The organism is Rossellomorea sp. ABR4_004 (assembly GCF_056159585.1).
Genome location: NZ_JBSWVM010000004.1, coordinates 132,423 through 150,130, shown reverse-complemented (window position 1 = coordinate 150,130; position 17,708 = coordinate 132,423). Strand labels below are relative to the sequence as shown.

Below are 17,708 nucleotides of genomic sequence, written 5' to 3'. Positions count from 1 at the left end.
GAAGGAACAACCCTTCAATTGAATATTCGTCTGGTGATAATGGCGAAGAGGTCACACCCGTTCCCATGCCGAACACGGAAGTTAAGCTCTTCAGCGCCGATGGTAGTTGGGGGATCTCCCCCTGTGAGAGTAGGACGTCGCCAGGCGAAATTTTATTTTTTGCATAATCACTTTATTAGTGAAGCTGCATATAGTAGAATAGATAGTAGTAATCATCTTAAGTAACATTTATATCGTCGCGGGGTGGAGCAGTTCGGTAGCTCGTCGGGCTCATAACCCGAAGGTCGCAGGTTCAAATCCTGTCCCCGCAATACCATTTTTGACTCGTTTTATGATTAGGTCATTACTATTTCTTGATGAGTCACGCATGGATAGTTATTTTCGCTATCGCGAGGTAATGAAAGTTATTTTGCTGGCGCAAAAAACTCTGGTCCGGTAGTTCAGTTGGTTAGAATGCCTGCCTGTCACGCAGGAGGTCGCGGGTTCGAGTCCCGTCCGGACCGCCATTTTTGTTCATTCAAACGAAACTTTGTTTCGTTTTTTTTTATTGTCTGTAACCATAACCTTTACTCTAACACCGGAAAAAGGGTAAACTACATATATACATTCTCCCTTAGGGTAAAAAACGATCCTAAGGGTTTTTTATACTCTAAATGACAATTGAGGAGATTAACATGAATCAGTTTGAGATCATAACGACCAGCCCAGAGGAGACTGGCCAGTTTGCAGAGAAATTGGCAGCTCATTTGAAGCCTGGAGCTGTGTTAACGTTAGAAGGTGATCTTGGGGCGGGTAAAACGACATTTACCAAAGGTCTTGCCAAGGGCCTTGGTGTCACGAAAACGGTTAACAGTCCCACCTTTACCATCATTAAAGAATATAGGGGCCGTTTGCCTCTTTATCATATGGATGTATACAGGTTGGATGATTCCTTTGAAGATTTGGGATTCGATGAATACTTTGAAGGGGAAGGCGTGACCGTCGTTGAGTGGGCTCACTTAATTCAAGATCAACTTCCGGAAGATTTATTAAGTCTATCGATTTACCGGGAAGGCGACTTCACGAGAAAAATCGTGTTGAAGCCCTATGGTGATCGATATAGTGAATTGTGTAAGGAGATTGTGTCATGACGATATTATCGATTGATACCTCCAATTATCCGTTAGGCGTTGCGCTTATCGAAGAAGACAAGGTAGTTGGGGAGTACATTACCTATATTAAGAAGAATCATTCAGTAAGAGCCATGCCGGCTATCGAACAATTATTGAAGGATTGCGGGATTCAGGCGACCAACTTAACGAAGGTTGTCGTTGCAAATGGTCCAGGTTCCTATACAGGTGTCCGGATAGGGGTCACCTTAGCAAAGACCCTTGCATGGTCCCTGGGCATCCCGCTCATTCCAGTATCAAGTCTTGCGACACTGGCTGCATCTGGACGATTTTTTACAGGATATATTGTTCCTTTGTTCGATGCAAGAAGGGGACAGGTGTACACTGGGCTTTATGAGTTTCAGGGAGATCAATTAAATTGTGTGGAAGATGATTGCAACATCCTGCTGGAAGAATGGGTGACGAAGTTAAAAGATTATAATAAAGATATACTCTTTGTCGGAAATGATGTTGCCCTTCACGAGAGCATGATTAAGGAAGTCTTGGGAGATCAAGCAAAAATCGCTCCTTTTGTCAGTCATAATCCACGTCCCTCTGAACTTGCCTTTATTGGTAGTGGTCTGAAAGAGACATCGGCCCATGAAGTGCTCCCTAATTATATACGGATGGCAGAAGCAGAAGTAAAATGGCTGCAATCACAAAAAAAATCTGAATAGAAGATAAAGGATCGTTAGAATATGGATATACGATTTATGACGGTTGATGATTTAGATGCTGTAATGGAAATTGAAAATCAATCTTTTAGCATTCCTTGGAGCCGTGACGCTTTCTTGAATGAGATCGAACATAACCACCTGTCTACGTATCTCGTTGCCGAGGATGAAGACAAACTTGCAGGATACTGCGGGGTGTGGCTTGTAGTGGATGAGGCGCATATCACAAATGTGGCTGTGCTCCCGGGTTATCGGGGGCGGGGCTTGGGAGAAGGCCTCATGCGTAAGATCATGGGTATTGCCATTGAATTTGGAGCTCGTGTGATGACCCTGGAAGTCAGGGTATCAAATACACCGGCACAACATTTATATCGAAAGCTCGGGTTTCAAGATGGAGGAATCCGTAAGCGGTATTATTCGGATAATCAAGAGGATGCTTTAGTAATGTGGGTGAATTTATGAAAAAAGATACGTTTGTATTGGGAATTGAGACAAGCTGTGATGAAACGGCTGTGGCAATTGTAAAAAATGGAACAGAGATTGTAGCGAATATTGTTTCGTCACAGATTGAAAGTCATAAGCGGTTTGGTGGGGTCGTCCCTGAAATTGCTTCACGTCATCATGTGGAGCAGGTTACGTTCGTGCTGGAGGAAGCGCTAGTACAAGCTGATATGACAATGGACGAAGTTGATTGTGTAGCCGTGACGGAAGGACCCGGTTTAGTGGGAGCCCTTCTGATTGGTGTCAATGCTGCCAAGGCACTCGCTTTTGCTCATAACAAACCTTTGGTAGGTGTTCATCACATTGCAGGACATATTTACGCCAATCGATTAGTGAAAGAAATGAAGTTTCCTTTGCTTTCATTAGTTGTTTCCGGAGGCCATACAGAACTTGTGTTCATGAAAGAACACGGTTCGTTTCAAGTGATCGGCGAGACCCGGGACGATGCAGCCGGGGAAGCCTATGATAAAGTGGCCAGGACCTTGAGTCTTCCGTATCCGGGAGGACCCCATATCGATCGGTTGGCTCATGAAGGGGAACCCAGTCTTGATTTGCCACGTGCATGGCTTGAAGAGGGTTCCTATGATTTTAGTTTCAGTGGATTGAAGTCGGCGGTTATTAACACGCTACACAATGCGAAGCAAAAAGGAGTAACCATTCATCCACAGGATTTGGCAGCGAGCTTTCAGGCCAGTGTGATTGATGTGTTAGTGTCCAAAACCGTTAAAGCTGTAAAGGAATATGGAGTGGAACAAGTATTACTGGCTGGTGGAGTGGCAGCCAATAAGGGCTTGCGTTCTGTCCTTCAAGAAGTGTTTGAAGAGGTGGAAGCGGAGTTGATCATCCCTCCGTTATCTCTTTGTACGGACAATGCAGCTATGATCGCAGCTGCTGGAACGGTTTTATTTGAACAAGGAAAAAGAGGAAGCATGGATATGAATGCTCATCCTGGTCTTGATATCGAGAATTTCTAAATGGGAAAGCTTAAACGAGAAACTTCGTTTAAGCTTTTTTTATTGCGTACAGTTATTGTTCTCGGGTTTTGTTGATATCTTGTGAGTGAATGAGAGGAGAAAGGAACGAACATACGTTTTATCAACAGGTTGTGGATAAAATGTTAGTAACTACATAAATGATGTGTACACTATGTGAAAAAGTTGTAGTGGGAATGACCTATTATTTGGAAGGTTCTGTGGATAACTTACATTGTAATTGTGGATTATGTGGAAAACATCTGTTAATAACGGATAAACGGGATTTGGATTGTGGATAATGATGTGGAATAAGAAAGGATTGGGGTTCGATAGTTATCCCCAATCCTGTGGATTATTGTTCTTCTTGAAGAATCTCCTCAAGTTCTGTCCATTCTTCCAATAGAGAATCAAGCTCTTCTTTTGCTTTTGTGAGGGAGTCATTGATGTCCTGGACTTTTTCATGATCTTGAAAAATATTTGGGTCACAGAGAAGATCCTCTTTTAACTGGATGTCTTCTTCAAGAGCTTCCATGAGACCTTCAATTTCTTCTACTCTGCGTTTTCGTTGACGCTCAAGCTTCTTTGCCTCTTTATCAATCTTGTGTGACTGTTTTTGAGTGGTACCCTGTGATGACACTTGTTTTCCTTGTTCGATCCGCTCGAGTGCAGCCAATTCTTCCTGCTGTTGTAATTTCTCTACATAATAATCGTAATCGCCAAGGTATTCGGTCGATCCCTTTTTGGACAGTTCTACAACCTTTGTAGCAATTCGATTGATGAAATAACGGTCGTGTGATACAAAGAGAATCGTCCCAGGGTAGTCAATCAAGGCATTCTCCAGCACTTCTTTACTGTCCAGATCCAGATGGTTCGTCGGTTCATCCAGGATCAAGACATTCCCTTTTTCCATCATGAGCTTGGAAAGTGCCAAACGTGCCTTCTCTCCACCACTTAGTGTGGAAACAGGCTTTAAGACATCTTCCCCTGAGAATAAGAAGTTTCCAAGTACAGTGCGGATTTCTTTTTCCATTTTCATTGGGTATTCGTCCCACAGTTCATTTAAGACGGTCTTATTTGAAGATAGTTCGGCTTGTTCTTGATCATAATAACTAATCGAAATATTTGATCCGAATTTAAATGCTCCTTCCAGAGGTTGCAGTTTATTGACCAATGTTTTCAAAAGGGTCGATTTCCCGATACCGTTTGGACCAACAAGAGCGATACTGTCTCCCTTTTTAACAGAGAAGTCGATGTGAGATGAAATCTGTTCGTCTTGTCCATATCCGATGGTGAGGTCTTGGACGTGAAGAACATCATTTCCACTTGGGCGATCAATTTGAAAAGCAAAGTTGGCAGATTTCTCATCACCTAAAGGTCTATCCATCTTGTCCATTCGTTCCAGCTTTTTTCTGCGGCTTTGGGCCATCTTGGTCGTCGAAGCACGGGCGATATTCCGTTGAATGAAGTCTTCGAGTTTCGCGACCTCCTGTTGCTGGCGCTCGAACATCTTGAGATCCTTTTCGTAGTCTTCTGCTTTCTGTTCAAGGTATTTACTGTAGTTACCGTGGTATTTCTTGCTTCGATTCCGGGAAATCTCATACACTTGATTGACGACGCTATCCAGGAAGTACCGGTCATGGGAAACGATCAGGACGGCTCCTTCATAGCTTTGAAGGTACGTCTCAAGCCACGATAAAGTCTCAATATCAAGATGGTTGGTCGGCTCATCAAGAATAAGAATGTCAGGTTTGGTTAAAAGAAGTTTCCCAAGGGCGAGACGGGTTTTCTGGCCACCGCTCAATGTGGATATCTTTGTTTCGTAATCGAAATCTGCGAAATTCAATCCGTGAAGGACAGAGCGGATATCGGCTTCATATTGGTAACCACCGGAATCCTTGAACCTGACTTGAAGCTCATCGTATTCTTTTAATACGCGTTGATAGAGTTCGTCTTGTTCATACACCGAAGGATCGGCCATCTGCTGCTCCAATGTTCTTAATTGCTTTTCCTGTCTCTGCAATTCCTCGAAGACGGTCAGCATTTCCGACCAAATGGATAGGTCGGACTCCAAGCCGGTATTCTGAGCCAGGTACCCAATGGAAACCCCTTTTGGTTTCGTGATGTCTCCGGAATCATAGGAGAGATGACCTGCAATTATTTTTAAAAGAGTCGACTTTCCCGCTCCGTTGCGTCCGACGAGAGCCACCCGATCTCTTGTCTGTATTTCAAGCTTAATATTTGATAGGATATTATCGGCACCAAAGTTTTTCGTTAATTGATTCACTTGTAGTAGAATCATGACGTTTCACCTCTATTTCATAGTGCTAGTGTACCGTATTTGGGAGGGGGACGGCAATAAATCGACTATTAATCTTCGTACACTTAGGATAAAATATAGTGTATGATGGGTAGTAGAGTTTTAAATTCTGTATGCTTTCTATTTTGGAAGCGGTATCAGAGGTTTTGAATAGATGTGGGGGAATACAATATGAACCAGGATACAACGAAAATTCCACAGGCAACGGCTAAGCGCCTTCCGCTATATTATCGCTTTATCAAGAATCTGTACTCGTCGGGAAAGCAGAGGGTTTCATCGAAAGAATTGAGTGAAGCGGTGAAGGTTGATTCTGCCACGATACGCAGAGATTTTTCTTATTTTGGTGCGTTAGGTAAAAAGGGTTATGGATACAATGTCAATTACCTGCTATCCTTTTTTCGAAAGACATTAGATCAAGATGCCATTACGAAAGTTGTGCTGATAGGTGTAGGAAATCTCGGTACAGCGTTTCTTCATTATAATTTCATAAAAAATAATAATACTAAGATTGAAATGGCTTTTGAAGTAGATGAAAAGAAGGTTGGGACACAAATCAGCGATGTACCCGTTTTTCATTTAGATGATTTAGAAGAGGGCCTTGAAGGGCATGATATTGAAGTGGCCATTCTGACGGTTCCGGCATCATCTGCTCAAAATATCACAGACCGATTGGTTTCTTCTAATATTAAGGGGATCCTGAATTTCACTCCTGCGAGATTAACCGTGCCGGACCATATTCGCGTGCATCATATTGATCTGGCAGTGGAGCTTCAATCACTGGTATACTTCTTAAAGCATTATTCAGAGGATGACACGGAAATGTCACAAGATGGAATCATATCCGAATAGAAAATGATTCGTATATACGTTATGATAGAATGGTAAAAGAGGAGGTGTCTCATTATGTTAGGTGCAGGTAGTATCGTACTGATAACGGTTGTTGCTTTACTGATCTTTGGACCAAAGAAATTGCCTGAGTTAGGGAAAGCAGCTGGTAATACATTACGCGAATTTAAAAATGCAACAAAGGGCTTAGCAGATGATGAGGACGACAATAGTAAAAAAGCTAAGTAGGGTAGGATGAACGCCATGAGTCAAAGTCAAAGAGACATGACAGTCTATGAACATATAGGAGAATTGCAAAAACGACTCATGTTTGTAGTCGTTTTCTTCTTGTTAGCGGTAATCGTGAGCTTTTTTCTTGCGGAGCCGCTGATTCGATATTTGCAGCACGCGGATGAAGCGAAAGAATTGACGATGAACGCCTTTCGGATTACAGACCCTCTCAAAATCTATATGGAAATGATCATGTTTATTGCAATCATCATGACATCACCCATCATTTTATTTCAAGTATGGTCGTTCGTAAGTCCAGGCTTATATGAGAAAGAGAGGAAGGTAACGCTTAGTTACATACCGATTTCTGTCATTCTTTTCTTAGGTGGATTGTCATTTTCATATTTTATCTTGTTTCCATATGTTGTGAAATTCATGATGGGTTTATCTACCAATCTGAATATCCAGCAAGTGATTGGAATTAATGAATACTTTCATTTCCTGTTTCAAATAACCATTCCATTTGGGTTTCTATTTCAACTGCCGGTTATTATGCTGTTTCTGACACGCCTGGGGATTATTACCCCTATGCTGCTTGCGCAAATGAGAAAAGTGGCGTACTTCATATTGTTAGTCGTCGCGGCTTTTATTACACCGCCGGACATCGTCTCCCATTTAATGGTAACTGTTCCTTTGCTTCTTCTTTATGAAATCAGTATTTGGATTTCTAAAATTGGATATAAAAAGGTGTTAGAAGCAGAACAAAAGCTTGAAATGGAACAGTTCGAGGATATAAATAAGGATTGATCAAATGATCAATCCTTATTTTTTATTCTCTATTTTCTTTTTGATTTTGAAATGCAGCAGCACCATCCGCAACCCGGACCCAAAATCAAGGGTTGCCAGAAAAACGAGCATATAAGTGAAAAATCCCCAACCATCATCCTGTACATTTTGCACAGCAAAGTATGTGAAGAGCACACCGAGAAGGAGATAGATCACGCCTGAGAATAATGGTGATCTCCTCATAGAAATAATCCTCCAATAAATCCTTGTATTTGTTCAGCTTCGTTGATCATCTTTTCAATTTCATCCTTATAGATAGATTGCATTAGAACGACCGTTGTATTCATGGCAACATGGGCAAATATTGGAACCAGGATCCGCTTCGTTTTGACATAAAGAAACGCAAACGTAAAGCCCATAGCAGAGTACAAGATCACATGCTCAGGCTCAAAATGAGCAAGGGCAAAGATAACAGAGCTGATTAATGCGGCGAAGAAGAAATTCATCTTCTCATAAAGAACACCGAAGATAATCTTTCTGAATACAATCTCTTCCAGTATAGGTCCGATGATTGCAGCGACCATCATTGAAAGAGGTACCCTTTCAATAATACTGATAATCATCTGAGTGTTTTCAGATCCCATCTCGATTCCCAGCGCATACTCGACTTGTATGGCGACGGATTGAGCAATGAACGCCATAAAGATTCCGACTACAGCCCATACAATGGACCCCCCTGCTTTCATGGGAGAGGTTCGTTCGAGTCCTGTACTTGTTTCACTCTTCCTTAGAATGCTCCACACAACGAGCAGGGTTAAGGTAAAGCTGATCACGAGCCAGTATCCCGGAACAACATTCCTAACTGTATCTTCGGGCTGACCTAGGACATCCACACCAATTTTAAATAGTAAAGGTATGCCTACAACGCTTGAAAGCTGCATGACAATATAGGTAATTAAGATATATCCGAAATGTTTTTTCAACGTATGATCTCCTTTAGCACCTGTTAGATGAGGAACAACTTCATTCCATCTTGAACTCACTCTTGTACAATTCTACTAAGAAAAGAGGAACTGTTCAAATCTGAGGGTTTTGTAAGAATTGTCACACTTCAATCGCCTTAAGTAATAAAGCCATATGAGAAGGCATAGTATAGGAGGGTGTGAAAAAAAGAGAAATATGACGAAAAAAATTTTAAGCAGGACTCTTGCAAAATGAAAACGAATTAATTAATATAATAGTTGTGTTAGCACTCACAACAAGCGAGTGCTAATAAATATCATTTACATAATTTCAAGGAGGTTGTTTCACTTGTTAAAACCACTAGGTGATCGCGTCGTTATCGAGCTAGTTGAGTCAGAAGAAAAAACAGCAAGCGGTATTGTGCTACCGGATTCCGCAAAGGAAAAGCCACAAGAAGGTAAAGTGATGGCTGTAGGTACTGGTCGCATTCTTGACAACGGTGAGCGCGTTGCTCTTGAGGTAGCTGTCGGCGATCGAATCATTTTCTCTAAATACGCTGGTACAGAAGTGAAATACCAAGGCACAGAATACCTGATCCTTCGTGATAGCGATATTCTGGCTGTAGTTGGCGAATAATCAAACTTCGTATATAAACAATACTTTATTTAAATAAGAGGAGGACTTTAACAATGGCTAAAGATATTAAATTCAGCGAAGAAGCACGCCGTTCCATGCTTCGCGGTGTCGATCAATTAGCAAATGCAGTAAAAGTAACTCTTGGACCAAAAGGACGTAACGTGGTACTTGAGAAAAAATTCGGTTCACCACTTATTACAAATGATGGTGTAACAATTGCGAAAGAAATCGAACTGGAAGATGCATTCGAAAACATGGGTGCAAAACTGGTTGCTGAAGTAGCAAGCAAAACAAATGAAATCGCCGGTGACGGTACAACGACTGCAACGGTCCTTGCTCAAGCGATGATCCGTGAAGGTCTTAAAAACGTAACAGCCGGTGCTAACCCTGTTGGCGTTCGTAAAGGGATCGAAAAAGCGGTTCAAGCTGCCATCGAAGAATTAAAAGTGATCTCTAAGCCGATCGAAGGTAAAGATTCCATCGCTCAAGTTGCGGCAATCTCAGCTGCTGACGAAGAAGTGGGTCAACTGATTGCAGAAGCAATGGAGCGCGTTGGTAACGACGGCGTTATCACAATCGAAGAATCTAAAGGTTTCACTACTGAACTTGATGTAGTAGAAGGAATGCAGTTCGACCGTGGATATGCATCTCCATACATGGTCACTGATTCTGATAAAATGGAAGCTGTTCTTGAAAATCCATACATCTTAATCACTGACAAGAAAATCGGCAACATCCAGGAAGTACTTCCTGTTCTTGAGCAAGTCGTACAACAAGGTAAACCACTATTAATGGTAGCGGAAGATGTTGAAGGTGAAGCTCTTGCAACGCTTGTTGTGAACAAACTTCGCGGTACATTCAACGCGGTTGCTGTTAAAGCACCTGGCTTCGGTGACCGTCGTAAAGCAATGCTTGAAGATTTAGCGGTTCTTACTGGTGGAGAAGTGATCACAGAAGATCTTGGATTGGATCTTAAATCTGCGAACATCACTCAACTAGGCCGCGCTGCGAAAGTAGTCGTAACGAAAGAAAACACGACTGTCGTAGAAGGTTCTGGAGATCCTGAAAAAATCGCAGCTCGCGTAAACCAAATCCGTGCTCAATTAGAAGAGTCAACTTCTGAATTCGACAAGGAAAAATTACAAGAGCGTCTTGCTAAGCTTGCAGGTGGAGTAGCAGTCGTGAAAGTCGGAGCTGCAACTGAAACTGAGCTTAAAGAGCGTAAACTTCGTATCGAAGACGCATTGAACTCTACTCGTGCAGCAGTAGAAGAAGGTATCGTGTCCGGTGGTGGTACTGCCCTTGTGAACGTATACAACAAAGTAGCATCTATCGAAGCGGATGCAGATGTTGCAACAGGTATCAACATCGTGCTGCGTGCTCTTGAAGAGCCGATCCGTCAAATTGCTCACAACGCTGGATTAGAAGGTTCTATCATCGTAGAACGTCTGAAGAAGGAAGACGTAGGTGTCGGTTTCAACGCAGCTACTGGTGAGTGGGTAAACATGATCGAAAAAGGTATCGTAGATCCAACAAAAGTAACTCGTTCTGCACTTCAAAACGCAGCGTCTGTCGCAGCAATGTTCCTGACTACTGAAGCAGTAGTTGCTGACATTCCTGAAGAAGGCGGCGGCATGCCGGATATGAGCGGCATGGGCGGCATGGGCGGCATGGGCGGCATGATGTAATAACGCCCCCGAACCCTTGATACGAGTGGGTTTTTGAGTAAGATGAGAGTGGTTTGCTAACATCTTACTAACATTGAGGTAAATTAACGGAGGCTTCTCATGAGTTCAGTGAACTTTTGGGAAGCTTCTTTTTTCATTTCAAGCTGCCTTCACCAATTCTCGATGTACCTCTTGTTGCATCATAGAGTTCAAGTTCCGTTATATCAAATACTCTCCTGGAATCAGAGTTGGCGAGTTAGTTGGTCTCAAGAGGAAGGATATAGAATTTACCAACTACTCCAAAAGAATTACAAAGACGCATTACAATCCCAATAAATACCTTGGAGTATCAATTAGTCCAAAAACACAAGTCAAGGCAATAAATAATTGTAGATGAAGAAGTGATTTAAGCTTTGGTCTGGCTTCCTTGAAATACTCTGATAGGAGTTTCTTATTAGGTGTAGTTTTAAATTTGTTTCTAGGTTATCATTACTTTAAAAAAGGTGTTTTTTTAAAAAAGAACATACATATTTCAATTGGCGGGCTGAAGAGAGGGGATTACCATGCTAGAGGGGAAAATCATTAAATTCTATCGTGAACATCAGAACATGATGCAGAAGGATTTAGGAATTGGGATTTGTTCGAGTACACATATAAGTAAAATTGAACGAGGATTAACAGAAGTCTCCAAGGGAACTATAGATTTGCTGTCACAGAGGCTTGGTATTGATATGGATACAGAAATTGAAACTTACATTGGAATAGACTCCCTTTTAAAAAAATGGCATGAATCGATCATTTTAAAGCTGAACACAAAGGCTGAGAATATAAAGAATCAATTAGAAGCTATTTCTCTGTTGAAAATGCCGGATATTTATCGGTCCTATACACTCGTACTCACAAGATATTATTTATTTAAAGGGCAGGAACATCAAGCTAAATCTCTAATTGCTGAAATGGACAAATGGTCTGATCTTTCTCTATATGAAAAAAGCATGCTTTTTCATATAAAAGGGATCAATGCATTATTAAATAAGGAATATTATAAGGCAATTTCTTATTTTCAAGAAATCGATCTAACCTATTATAACAATCAAGAGTACTATTATCATTTGGCTTTTGCCTATCATAATCTTAATTCACGTGTACTGGCCTATTATAATGCTGAAAAGGCCTTGCGTTTTTTTACAGAAATGCGCAGTTTTACGCGTATGATTGCAGCAGAAATGCTTATGCTGATCCAAGTAGAGCAGGAGGAGTTTTACGATCCACAAGATACGGAATATCAAAAATTAATCGAAATGACCGAAAACTTTGAATTAAACCATCAAAGAGCAATGCTGACCCACAATCTCGCATACCAGAAAGTTCGACAAGGACATTATGATAAAGCTTGTGAATACTATAAACAAACCATGGATACAAAAGACCCTCACACGGCCCTTTATATAGCCTCTTTGGAAGGCTATATAAATGCATTAACGAAACAAGGATTGAAATCAACCGAAGAATTGCTCCAATTGACCGAAAAGGGTATTGCTCTTTCTGAAGAAATAACCGAGACAATCTATAAACATTTCTTTTATTTACATAAATATAATCTTCAGAACGAAAAAGAGCTTTACTACCATTACCTTGAAAAAGAAGCACTTCCTTTTTATAAGAAAATGGCACATGTTCGCTTATTTGAACATTATTCGATAAAGTTGTTCGACTATCATATGGAAAAAGGCAATGTCGAAAAAGCCAATCATTACGCAGCGCTTCTCGTGGAAAAGTACCGTAGAAATGATAAATTTGTATAATGATTCTAATAACTTTTAGGGAATCGTATTATACTAACGCACATTATAGGAATTAAAAACAATTATTTGATAATAAACGTGAAAAAAATTACTGAATACGTAAAAAACGACGAAGTTATGATTTTTAAGTATGCGATTTTTGCTTTATTCTTCAAAATCGTACAAAAGGAGAAAAATAAAGCGAGTGCTCAAAAAAGCCTGTAGGTGTTACACACACCTACAGGCTTTTTGTAACACTCTTTTTATAGCTTTTCTAATAAAGTTTGATCATTCTTTTACCTGAGAAGGAAAATCTCAAAAATAAAATGACAACATGGAAGAAAAGGCCTCCCATCATTGTAAACTGATGGGAGGTCTTCAACCATGATAGGTGAGCAAATAGGTGAGCTTTAAATAGCTCTTGAACTCCCCATAAATCAAGATTTCTTAATCCTATTACATCACGCCACCCCTAAGGTGAGGGTGTGTAATATCTTGTACGATGTGAAACCACAGGCAAAAGAATTAATAAATCAGTATGAAGAGTTAAAGTCGATGATGCTTAGGTTACCAGAAATAGAACAGCAAGTTACTTTAAAAATAGTGACACAATGCGCAGGGGGGATATTTTAGTTAAGTTTGTGCTGAACTTTTCCTTCGTACAGGTTTTTATACCTATCTACTTTTTGTTCTTTCGGTCTATTTACTTGATAATTGAAATGATTACTGCTTTGTTTTAGAAAAAAACCTCACGATTCACTAGCAAAGAAAGTGTTCGTGTTAAAAGTTTTAAGGGAAATTGTCAAAAAAAGTAAAAATAAGGCAAAAAAAGAGTGGGAATAACACGAAAAAAGAGAGAAAAAACCCAACTTGATTTTTGGTATTTAGTTCTTAATAACTAAGAAAACCAATAAAAATAAGTTTTTTTACTAGGAAAAGAAAATTTGATGACCCAAAGGTCACGGATAAAAACCCATTAGCTACTCATAGAAAAAGGTATTACGATATTAAATGTAATATTCTAAATTTTAAGAAAGGGGTAGTTGGTTTCTACTAAGTTAATCAAAATTGGGAAGCGGGGATCTTATGGAAATTAATTCATTAATTAAGAAAACAGCTGCTATGGCGTTTTCAGCGGGATTAATAATCTCACCTATTCATTCGGTACAATCCACTGAAGCAGCAACAAAAGAAAGTAAGACAGAGGACATTCTGTCATCCTTGACAAAGGAACAGCGAGAAGCATTGCATCAATTGCAATTGAATGATCATACGGGACTGCAAGGATTTAGTGAGGCGGAGTTAGAGTCGAAAGAAGAAATATCCGTCATCGTCAAATTCAAATCAAAGCCTGGTAAAGTAGCTATATTAGAAGCAGCTGCAGAAGGCAAAACATTAAAAAAGGAAGCAGCAGCAGTACAAGTCGAAAAAGAACATAAAACCTTTAAAGAAGACATCAAAAAACATTTGTCTCAAAAGAACTCCAAATCAAAAAGCGTTTCAAATTCCATCACCCAGACCTTCAAAAAAGCTTATAACGGCGTATCGATGACATTGCCAGCCGATCAAGTAAAACTCCTATTGGAATCTGATGTTGTCCAAGCTGTTTACAAAAACCAGACCTTTAGGGTTGATCCTATTAAGCAAGATCTTCCAAAAGACGTCGATAGAGAAATTACTACATCTGTTGAGAGTATTCCTTATTTGAAAATTGACAAGTTACATAAGGAAGGTATTACGGGAGAAGGCGTAAAAGTAGCCGTACTTGATACTGGGATTGACTATAATCACCCTGATTTAAAGGATGCATACAAAGGTGGTTATGATTTTGTAGATAATGATAGTGACCCAATGGAAACGACGTATACCGATTGGCAGAAATCGGGTCAACCTGAAATAAATCCTTTTACCGGCTCAACCTATTATACATCCCATGGGACACATGTTTCTGGTACAATCGTAGGTCAAAATGCAAATGACAGTGAAGTGTCTGTAGAGGGTGTAGCACCAGATGCGGATCTTTATGCGTATCGTGTGTTAGGGCCTTACGGAAATGGTACGTTTGAAGGCATTATTGCAGGAATTGAAAAAGCAGTAGAAGACGGTATGGATGTTATGAACCTTTCTTTGGGTGCACCGATGAACGATGCGTATAATCCAGCGAGTACCGCGATTAACTATGCTGTGTTAAATGGTGTGACGGCTGTTGTTGCTGCAGGAAATAACGGTCCATATCCCTACACGGTAGGTTCACCGGGTGCAGCTGCACTAGCTCTAACGGTAGGAGCAAGTGATGTTCCTGTTGCGCTGACTTCATTTACAGGCAGCATTTCAGGAGACTGGTCCACTCAGCTCGTCAGCATGGGAAGAAACTATGCGGATGATTTCTCTGCATTAAATGGACAATCGCTTGAGCTTGTCGATGTAGGCTTAGGTTCACAAGGAGAATATGCAGGCAAAGACGTTAAAGGGAAAATTGCTTTCGTTCAGCGCGGGAATTTTTCCCTCAATGACAAAGTCAAATTGGCCAAAGAGCACGGTGCGAAAGCTGTTATTATGTATAACAATGTTGACGGACAGATCGGCGTTAATTTAGGGGAATCAACTGTTTATGTTCCAGCTTTCTCTATGACAAAAGCAGCTGGAGAGCAATTAAAAACGAAAATAGCTGAAGGAAACAAGACCTTTACGTTCTCCAACTTGAAAGATATCGTAACCGGAGGAGATAAATTAGCTGACTTCAGTTCAAGAGGGCCGGTCAATGGTAATTATGATATCAAACCAGAGGTCGTTGCTCCTGGGGTGAGCGTGCTTTCTACATTACCTACTTATATGATTAACCCTGAAAATCAAGAAGACTATAAATATGCCTATGGACGTTATTCTGGAACATCGATGGCTACCCCACACACGGCTGGAATTGCCGCATTATTATTAGAGGCGAATCCGGATCTTGATCCAGATGATATTAAAACAATACTTATGAATACGGCAGATCCGTTAAATGGCGAATATAGTTTGTATGAAATGGGAGCAGGCCGTGTAGACCCTTATCAAGCCATTCATGGTGGAATGAAAATGCAAGTGACGGAGGAAACCCTCATACCAGATGGAGAAGATTTTATGACGGTAAAAAATCCATCTGGTGATATAAGCTTTGGTATTTACAAACGTTCGGAATACGGTAATATTCGTGTGAATAAAAATATAAGCTTCACAAACAACAGTGACATCACCAAGAATTTTACTGTTTCTGTAGAAGAAAATACAATTGAGGCGACGAACAGCCTGAGTAGAAATGGTATTGTCGTTAGCACTAGCAAAAGCATTAAAGTACAAGCAAACAAAGAAGTGAAACGAAATGTATTTTTGGTAGCGCCAAAGACCGCAAAAGCTGGCATATACGAAGGGTATATTGTACTGACGAATGAAGCGGATTCATCCGATCAGTATCGCATTCCATTTAATTTCGCAATTTTGAAGGATGCAGGCTTATCTTTAGATCTCCGTGTGCCTTCCTTTTTACCAAAATATTTAATGCAAGATACAAGCAGCCGTCGACCTAACTATAATTACCTTGCTTATGCGGACTTTATGGTACACGAACCAGTGAAAACACTGGATATCACTCTGCACGATGGAGAAACAGGAAAAGAGTTAGGTTTTGTCGGAACGTTGCCGGAAGCAGAAAATCTTCTAAAGGATTACGAATATAGTCTATCACTCTTTACTGGGACGTACTATGCATTTACAGGGGATCCTAAACAGCCTATTGCAAAAGAAAAGAGTTATGCAAAACCTGGTCACTATCAGCTGAATATTACGTGTGAAACTCAAGCTGGAAAAGTGATAAGTGAAGTACATGATGTTTTCATTGATGTTGACGATCCTACATTTACAAGTTCATTAGATGGACCGTCTCCGTTCCTTGAATACAAACCAGGTCAACAAACGTATCCATTCAATATTCAAATTACCGATCCTCTCGTGGAAGAAATGCAGAAAGCAGGAATAGAAATCGACCAATCTTCGAATGAGGTGATTCCTAATTGGGACCCTAAGATGCCTCTCGATTGGGTTTCTATGGATAAGGACGGAAAATGGGCAAGTAAAGTCGACATGGATGAAGGCGTTCCAGCACTGAGATATACATTAGATGGATTTGATTTTGCTGGTAATTTAGTACCGAAAAAAGAATATTTCTTTGTCAAAGAAGGGACACCTGTTACGTATGCAAAAAGTGATATCAAAACAGTAAAAACGGGTGATACGATTAAAGGCCAATTATTTTTGGATAATGTAAGTGATGCGAAAGAAGTAGTTTGGAACTTGAAAGAGCAATCTGGCAACTCAATGGATTTAGTCGATGCCAAACTTGCGAATGGAGTTTCAGACAAAGCAGCCATAACAGTGAATGGAGACGAGGTAAAGGTTGTCTTTAATGATTCCAATTTGACATTTGATCATTCGGCTGTTGTGGATGTTACCTTAAAGATAAGGGATGAAAACTTCACTTTAGGGGCTAGCATCAATCCAACGGCTACTGTCATAAATAGTCAAAATCAAACTAGCAAACTACTTAACGCCGGTTACAATTTTGAGATTCTACCGCAGTTTAATGCCGCTTCTGGTCGAGTATTGCCGGATGCATTCCGCACGGCTAAGTATAGTCCTATTCTTGAGAAAAAAGATTGGACAAAGGTCGGGGCATCGCTAAAGCTCAAGGATTCAAGTGGAGTTACTTTTGACGCTACTTCTTTAATTAACGAAAAAGGGGATTACAGAGTAGAAAAGCTTCCATTAAGCAAGGATCCATATGATTTAGAGATTAAAGTACCTGGTCACTTTGAGGTTCACACCAAACAACCGATTGGGTTTGAATATAAGGGAGAACTTTTTGGTCAACACCGTTATATCGACCCATATTATATTGATCTTATAGCTGGTGATGTCAACCGAGATAACGTCATTGATGTTTTAGACGCAATCGACATCCAAAACGCTTGGCAGACGAGTAATCGTGCCGCTGATATTAATTTTGATGGTACTGTTGATGCGAAAGACATCGGCTTTGTTCAAGAGAATTACTTAGTGCAAAACAAATATGTTGAAAATCCACCAGCTGCAAAAGAAACGCATGATGACAAGACATTAGAAAGTATTTTAAAAGAGTTGGGTATTCAGTAACTAGAATGCATTCTA

At 40.4% G+C, this 17,708-nt stretch carries 14 protein-coding genes, 2 tRNA genes and 1 rRNA gene; 14 read left to right on the top strand and 3 right to left on the bottom strand.

The genetic code is table 11. From position 1 onward, the window contains the following. Window positions 1-29 precede the first annotated feature (29 nt). The 7 genes from rrf to tsaD all read left to right on the top strand — a co-directional run bounded on the left by rrf (window position 30) and on the right by tsaD (window position 3,297). Window positions 30-146 (top strand): 5S ribosomal RNA (gene rrf, locus ACXAF2_RS20765). 91 nt (window positions 147-237) lie between these two features. Next, window positions 238-311: transfer RNA gene (locus tag ACXAF2_RS20760), tRNA-Met, on the top strand. Between the two features lie 118 nt (window positions 312-429). After that, window positions 430-506: transfer RNA gene (locus ACXAF2_RS20755), tRNA-Asp, on the top strand. A 168-nt stretch (window positions 507-674) separates the two neighbouring features. Beyond that, entirely contained in the window at window positions 675-1,130 is a 456-nt protein-coding gene (gene tsaE / locus ACXAF2_RS20750; protein ID WP_475141501.1) for a tRNA (adenosine(37)-N6)-threonylcarbamoyltransferase complex ATPase subunit type 1 TsaE, read from the top strand. Then, complete coding sequence (gene tsaB / locus ACXAF2_RS20745; protein ID WP_475141499.1) at window positions 1,127-1,825, top strand: tRNA (adenosine(37)-N6)-threonylcarbamoyltransferase complex dimerization subunit type 1 TsaB; 699 nt, start codon at window positions 1,127-1,129, stop codon at window positions 1,823-1,825. The genes tsaE and tsaB overlap by 4 nt, the downstream gene beginning before the upstream one ends. A 21-nt stretch (window positions 1,826-1,846) precedes the next feature. Next, a complete protein-coding gene (gene rimI, locus ACXAF2_RS20740) occupies window positions 1,847-2,284 on the top strand; it encodes a ribosomal protein S18-alanine N-acetyltransferase (RefSeq protein ID WP_475141497.1) in 438 nt (145 codons plus the stop codon). Next, a complete protein-coding gene (gene tsaD / locus ACXAF2_RS20735) occupies window positions 2,281-3,297 on the top strand; it encodes a tRNA (adenosine(37)-N6)-threonylcarbamoyltransferase complex transferase subunit TsaD (protein WP_475141495.1) in 1,017 nt (338 codons plus the stop codon). Before rimI ends, tsaD begins: the two co-directional genes overlap by 4 nt. Before the next feature lie 352 nt (window positions 3,298-3,649). Here the strand turns inward: tsaD and ACXAF2_RS20730 are convergent, their stop codons facing one another. Then, complete coding sequence (locus ACXAF2_RS20730; RefSeq protein ID WP_475141493.1) at window positions 3,650-5,596, bottom strand: ABC-F family ATP-binding cassette domain-containing protein; 1,947 nt, start codon at window positions 5,594-5,596, stop codon at window positions 3,650-3,652. A gap of 189 nt (window positions 5,597-5,785) precedes the next feature. On the opposite strand from ACXAF2_RS20730, the gene ACXAF2_RS20725 reads away from it, so the two are divergent. The 3 genes from ACXAF2_RS20725 to tatC are packed head-to-tail and all read left to right on the top strand — an operon-like array spanning window position 5,786 to window position 7,477. Beyond that, complete coding sequence (locus ACXAF2_RS20725) at window positions 5,786-6,463, top strand: redox-sensing transcriptional repressor Rex (protein WP_148971339.1); 678 nt, start codon at window positions 5,786-5,788, stop codon at window positions 6,461-6,463. 54 nt (window positions 6,464-6,517) lie between these two features. Then, on the top strand, window positions 6,518-6,688 hold the full coding sequence (locus ACXAF2_RS20720) for a twin-arginine translocase TatA/TatE family subunit (protein WP_044340658.1): 171 nt from the start codon (window positions 6,518-6,520) through the stop codon (window positions 6,686-6,688). A 15-nt stretch (window positions 6,689-6,703) separates the two neighbouring features. Further along, the gene (gene tatC, locus ACXAF2_RS20715) at window positions 6,704-7,477 is read left to right on the top strand and encodes a twin-arginine translocase subunit TatC (RefSeq protein WP_148971340.1); all 774 of its coding nucleotides are present in this window, start codon (window positions 6,704-6,706) and stop codon (window positions 7,475-7,477) included. 15 nt (window positions 7,478-7,492) lie between these two features. On the opposite strand, the gene ACXAF2_RS20710 is transcribed toward tatC, so the two are convergent. Next, on the bottom strand, window positions 7,493-7,699 hold the full coding sequence (locus ACXAF2_RS20710; protein ID WP_148971341.1) for a YdiK family protein: 207 nt from the start codon (window positions 7,697-7,699) through the stop codon (window positions 7,493-7,495). After that, a complete protein-coding gene (locus tag ACXAF2_RS20705) occupies window positions 7,696-8,439 on the bottom strand; it encodes a lysostaphin resistance A-like protein (protein WP_475141490.1) in 744 nt (247 codons plus the stop codon). Before ACXAF2_RS20705 ends, ACXAF2_RS20710 begins: the two co-directional genes overlap by 4 nt. A gap of 328 nt (window positions 8,440-8,767) precedes the next feature. Between ACXAF2_RS20705 and groES the strand changes: the two genes are divergently transcribed. From groES to ACXAF2_RS20685, 4 genes are all read left to right on the top strand, one after another. Continuing rightward, window positions 8,768-9,055 (top strand): co-chaperone GroES, encoded by a 288-nt coding sequence (gene groES, locus ACXAF2_RS20700; protein ID WP_034766060.1) that lies wholly within the window; start codon window positions 8,768-8,770, stop codon window positions 9,053-9,055. A gap of 53 nt (window positions 9,056-9,108) precedes the next feature. Beyond that, window positions 9,109-10,743, top strand: coding sequence for a chaperonin GroEL (groL, locus tag ACXAF2_RS20695; protein ID WP_475141488.1), 1,635 nt, complete (start codon window positions 9,109-9,111; stop codon window positions 10,741-10,743). Between the two features lie 542 nt (window positions 10,744-11,285). After that, window positions 11,286-12,527 carry a helix-turn-helix domain-containing protein gene (locus ACXAF2_RS20690; protein WP_475141486.1) on the top strand — a complete coding sequence of 414 codons (1,242 nt, stop codon included), beginning with the start codon at window positions 11,286-11,288 and terminating at the stop codon, window positions 12,525-12,527. A gap of 1,065 nt (window positions 12,528-13,592) precedes the next feature. Further along, window positions 13,593-17,693, top strand: coding sequence for a S8 family serine peptidase (locus ACXAF2_RS20685; RefSeq protein WP_475141484.1), 4,101 nt, complete (start codon window positions 13,593-13,595; stop codon window positions 17,691-17,693). The last annotated feature ends 15 nt before the right edge of the window (window positions 17,694-17,708 follow it).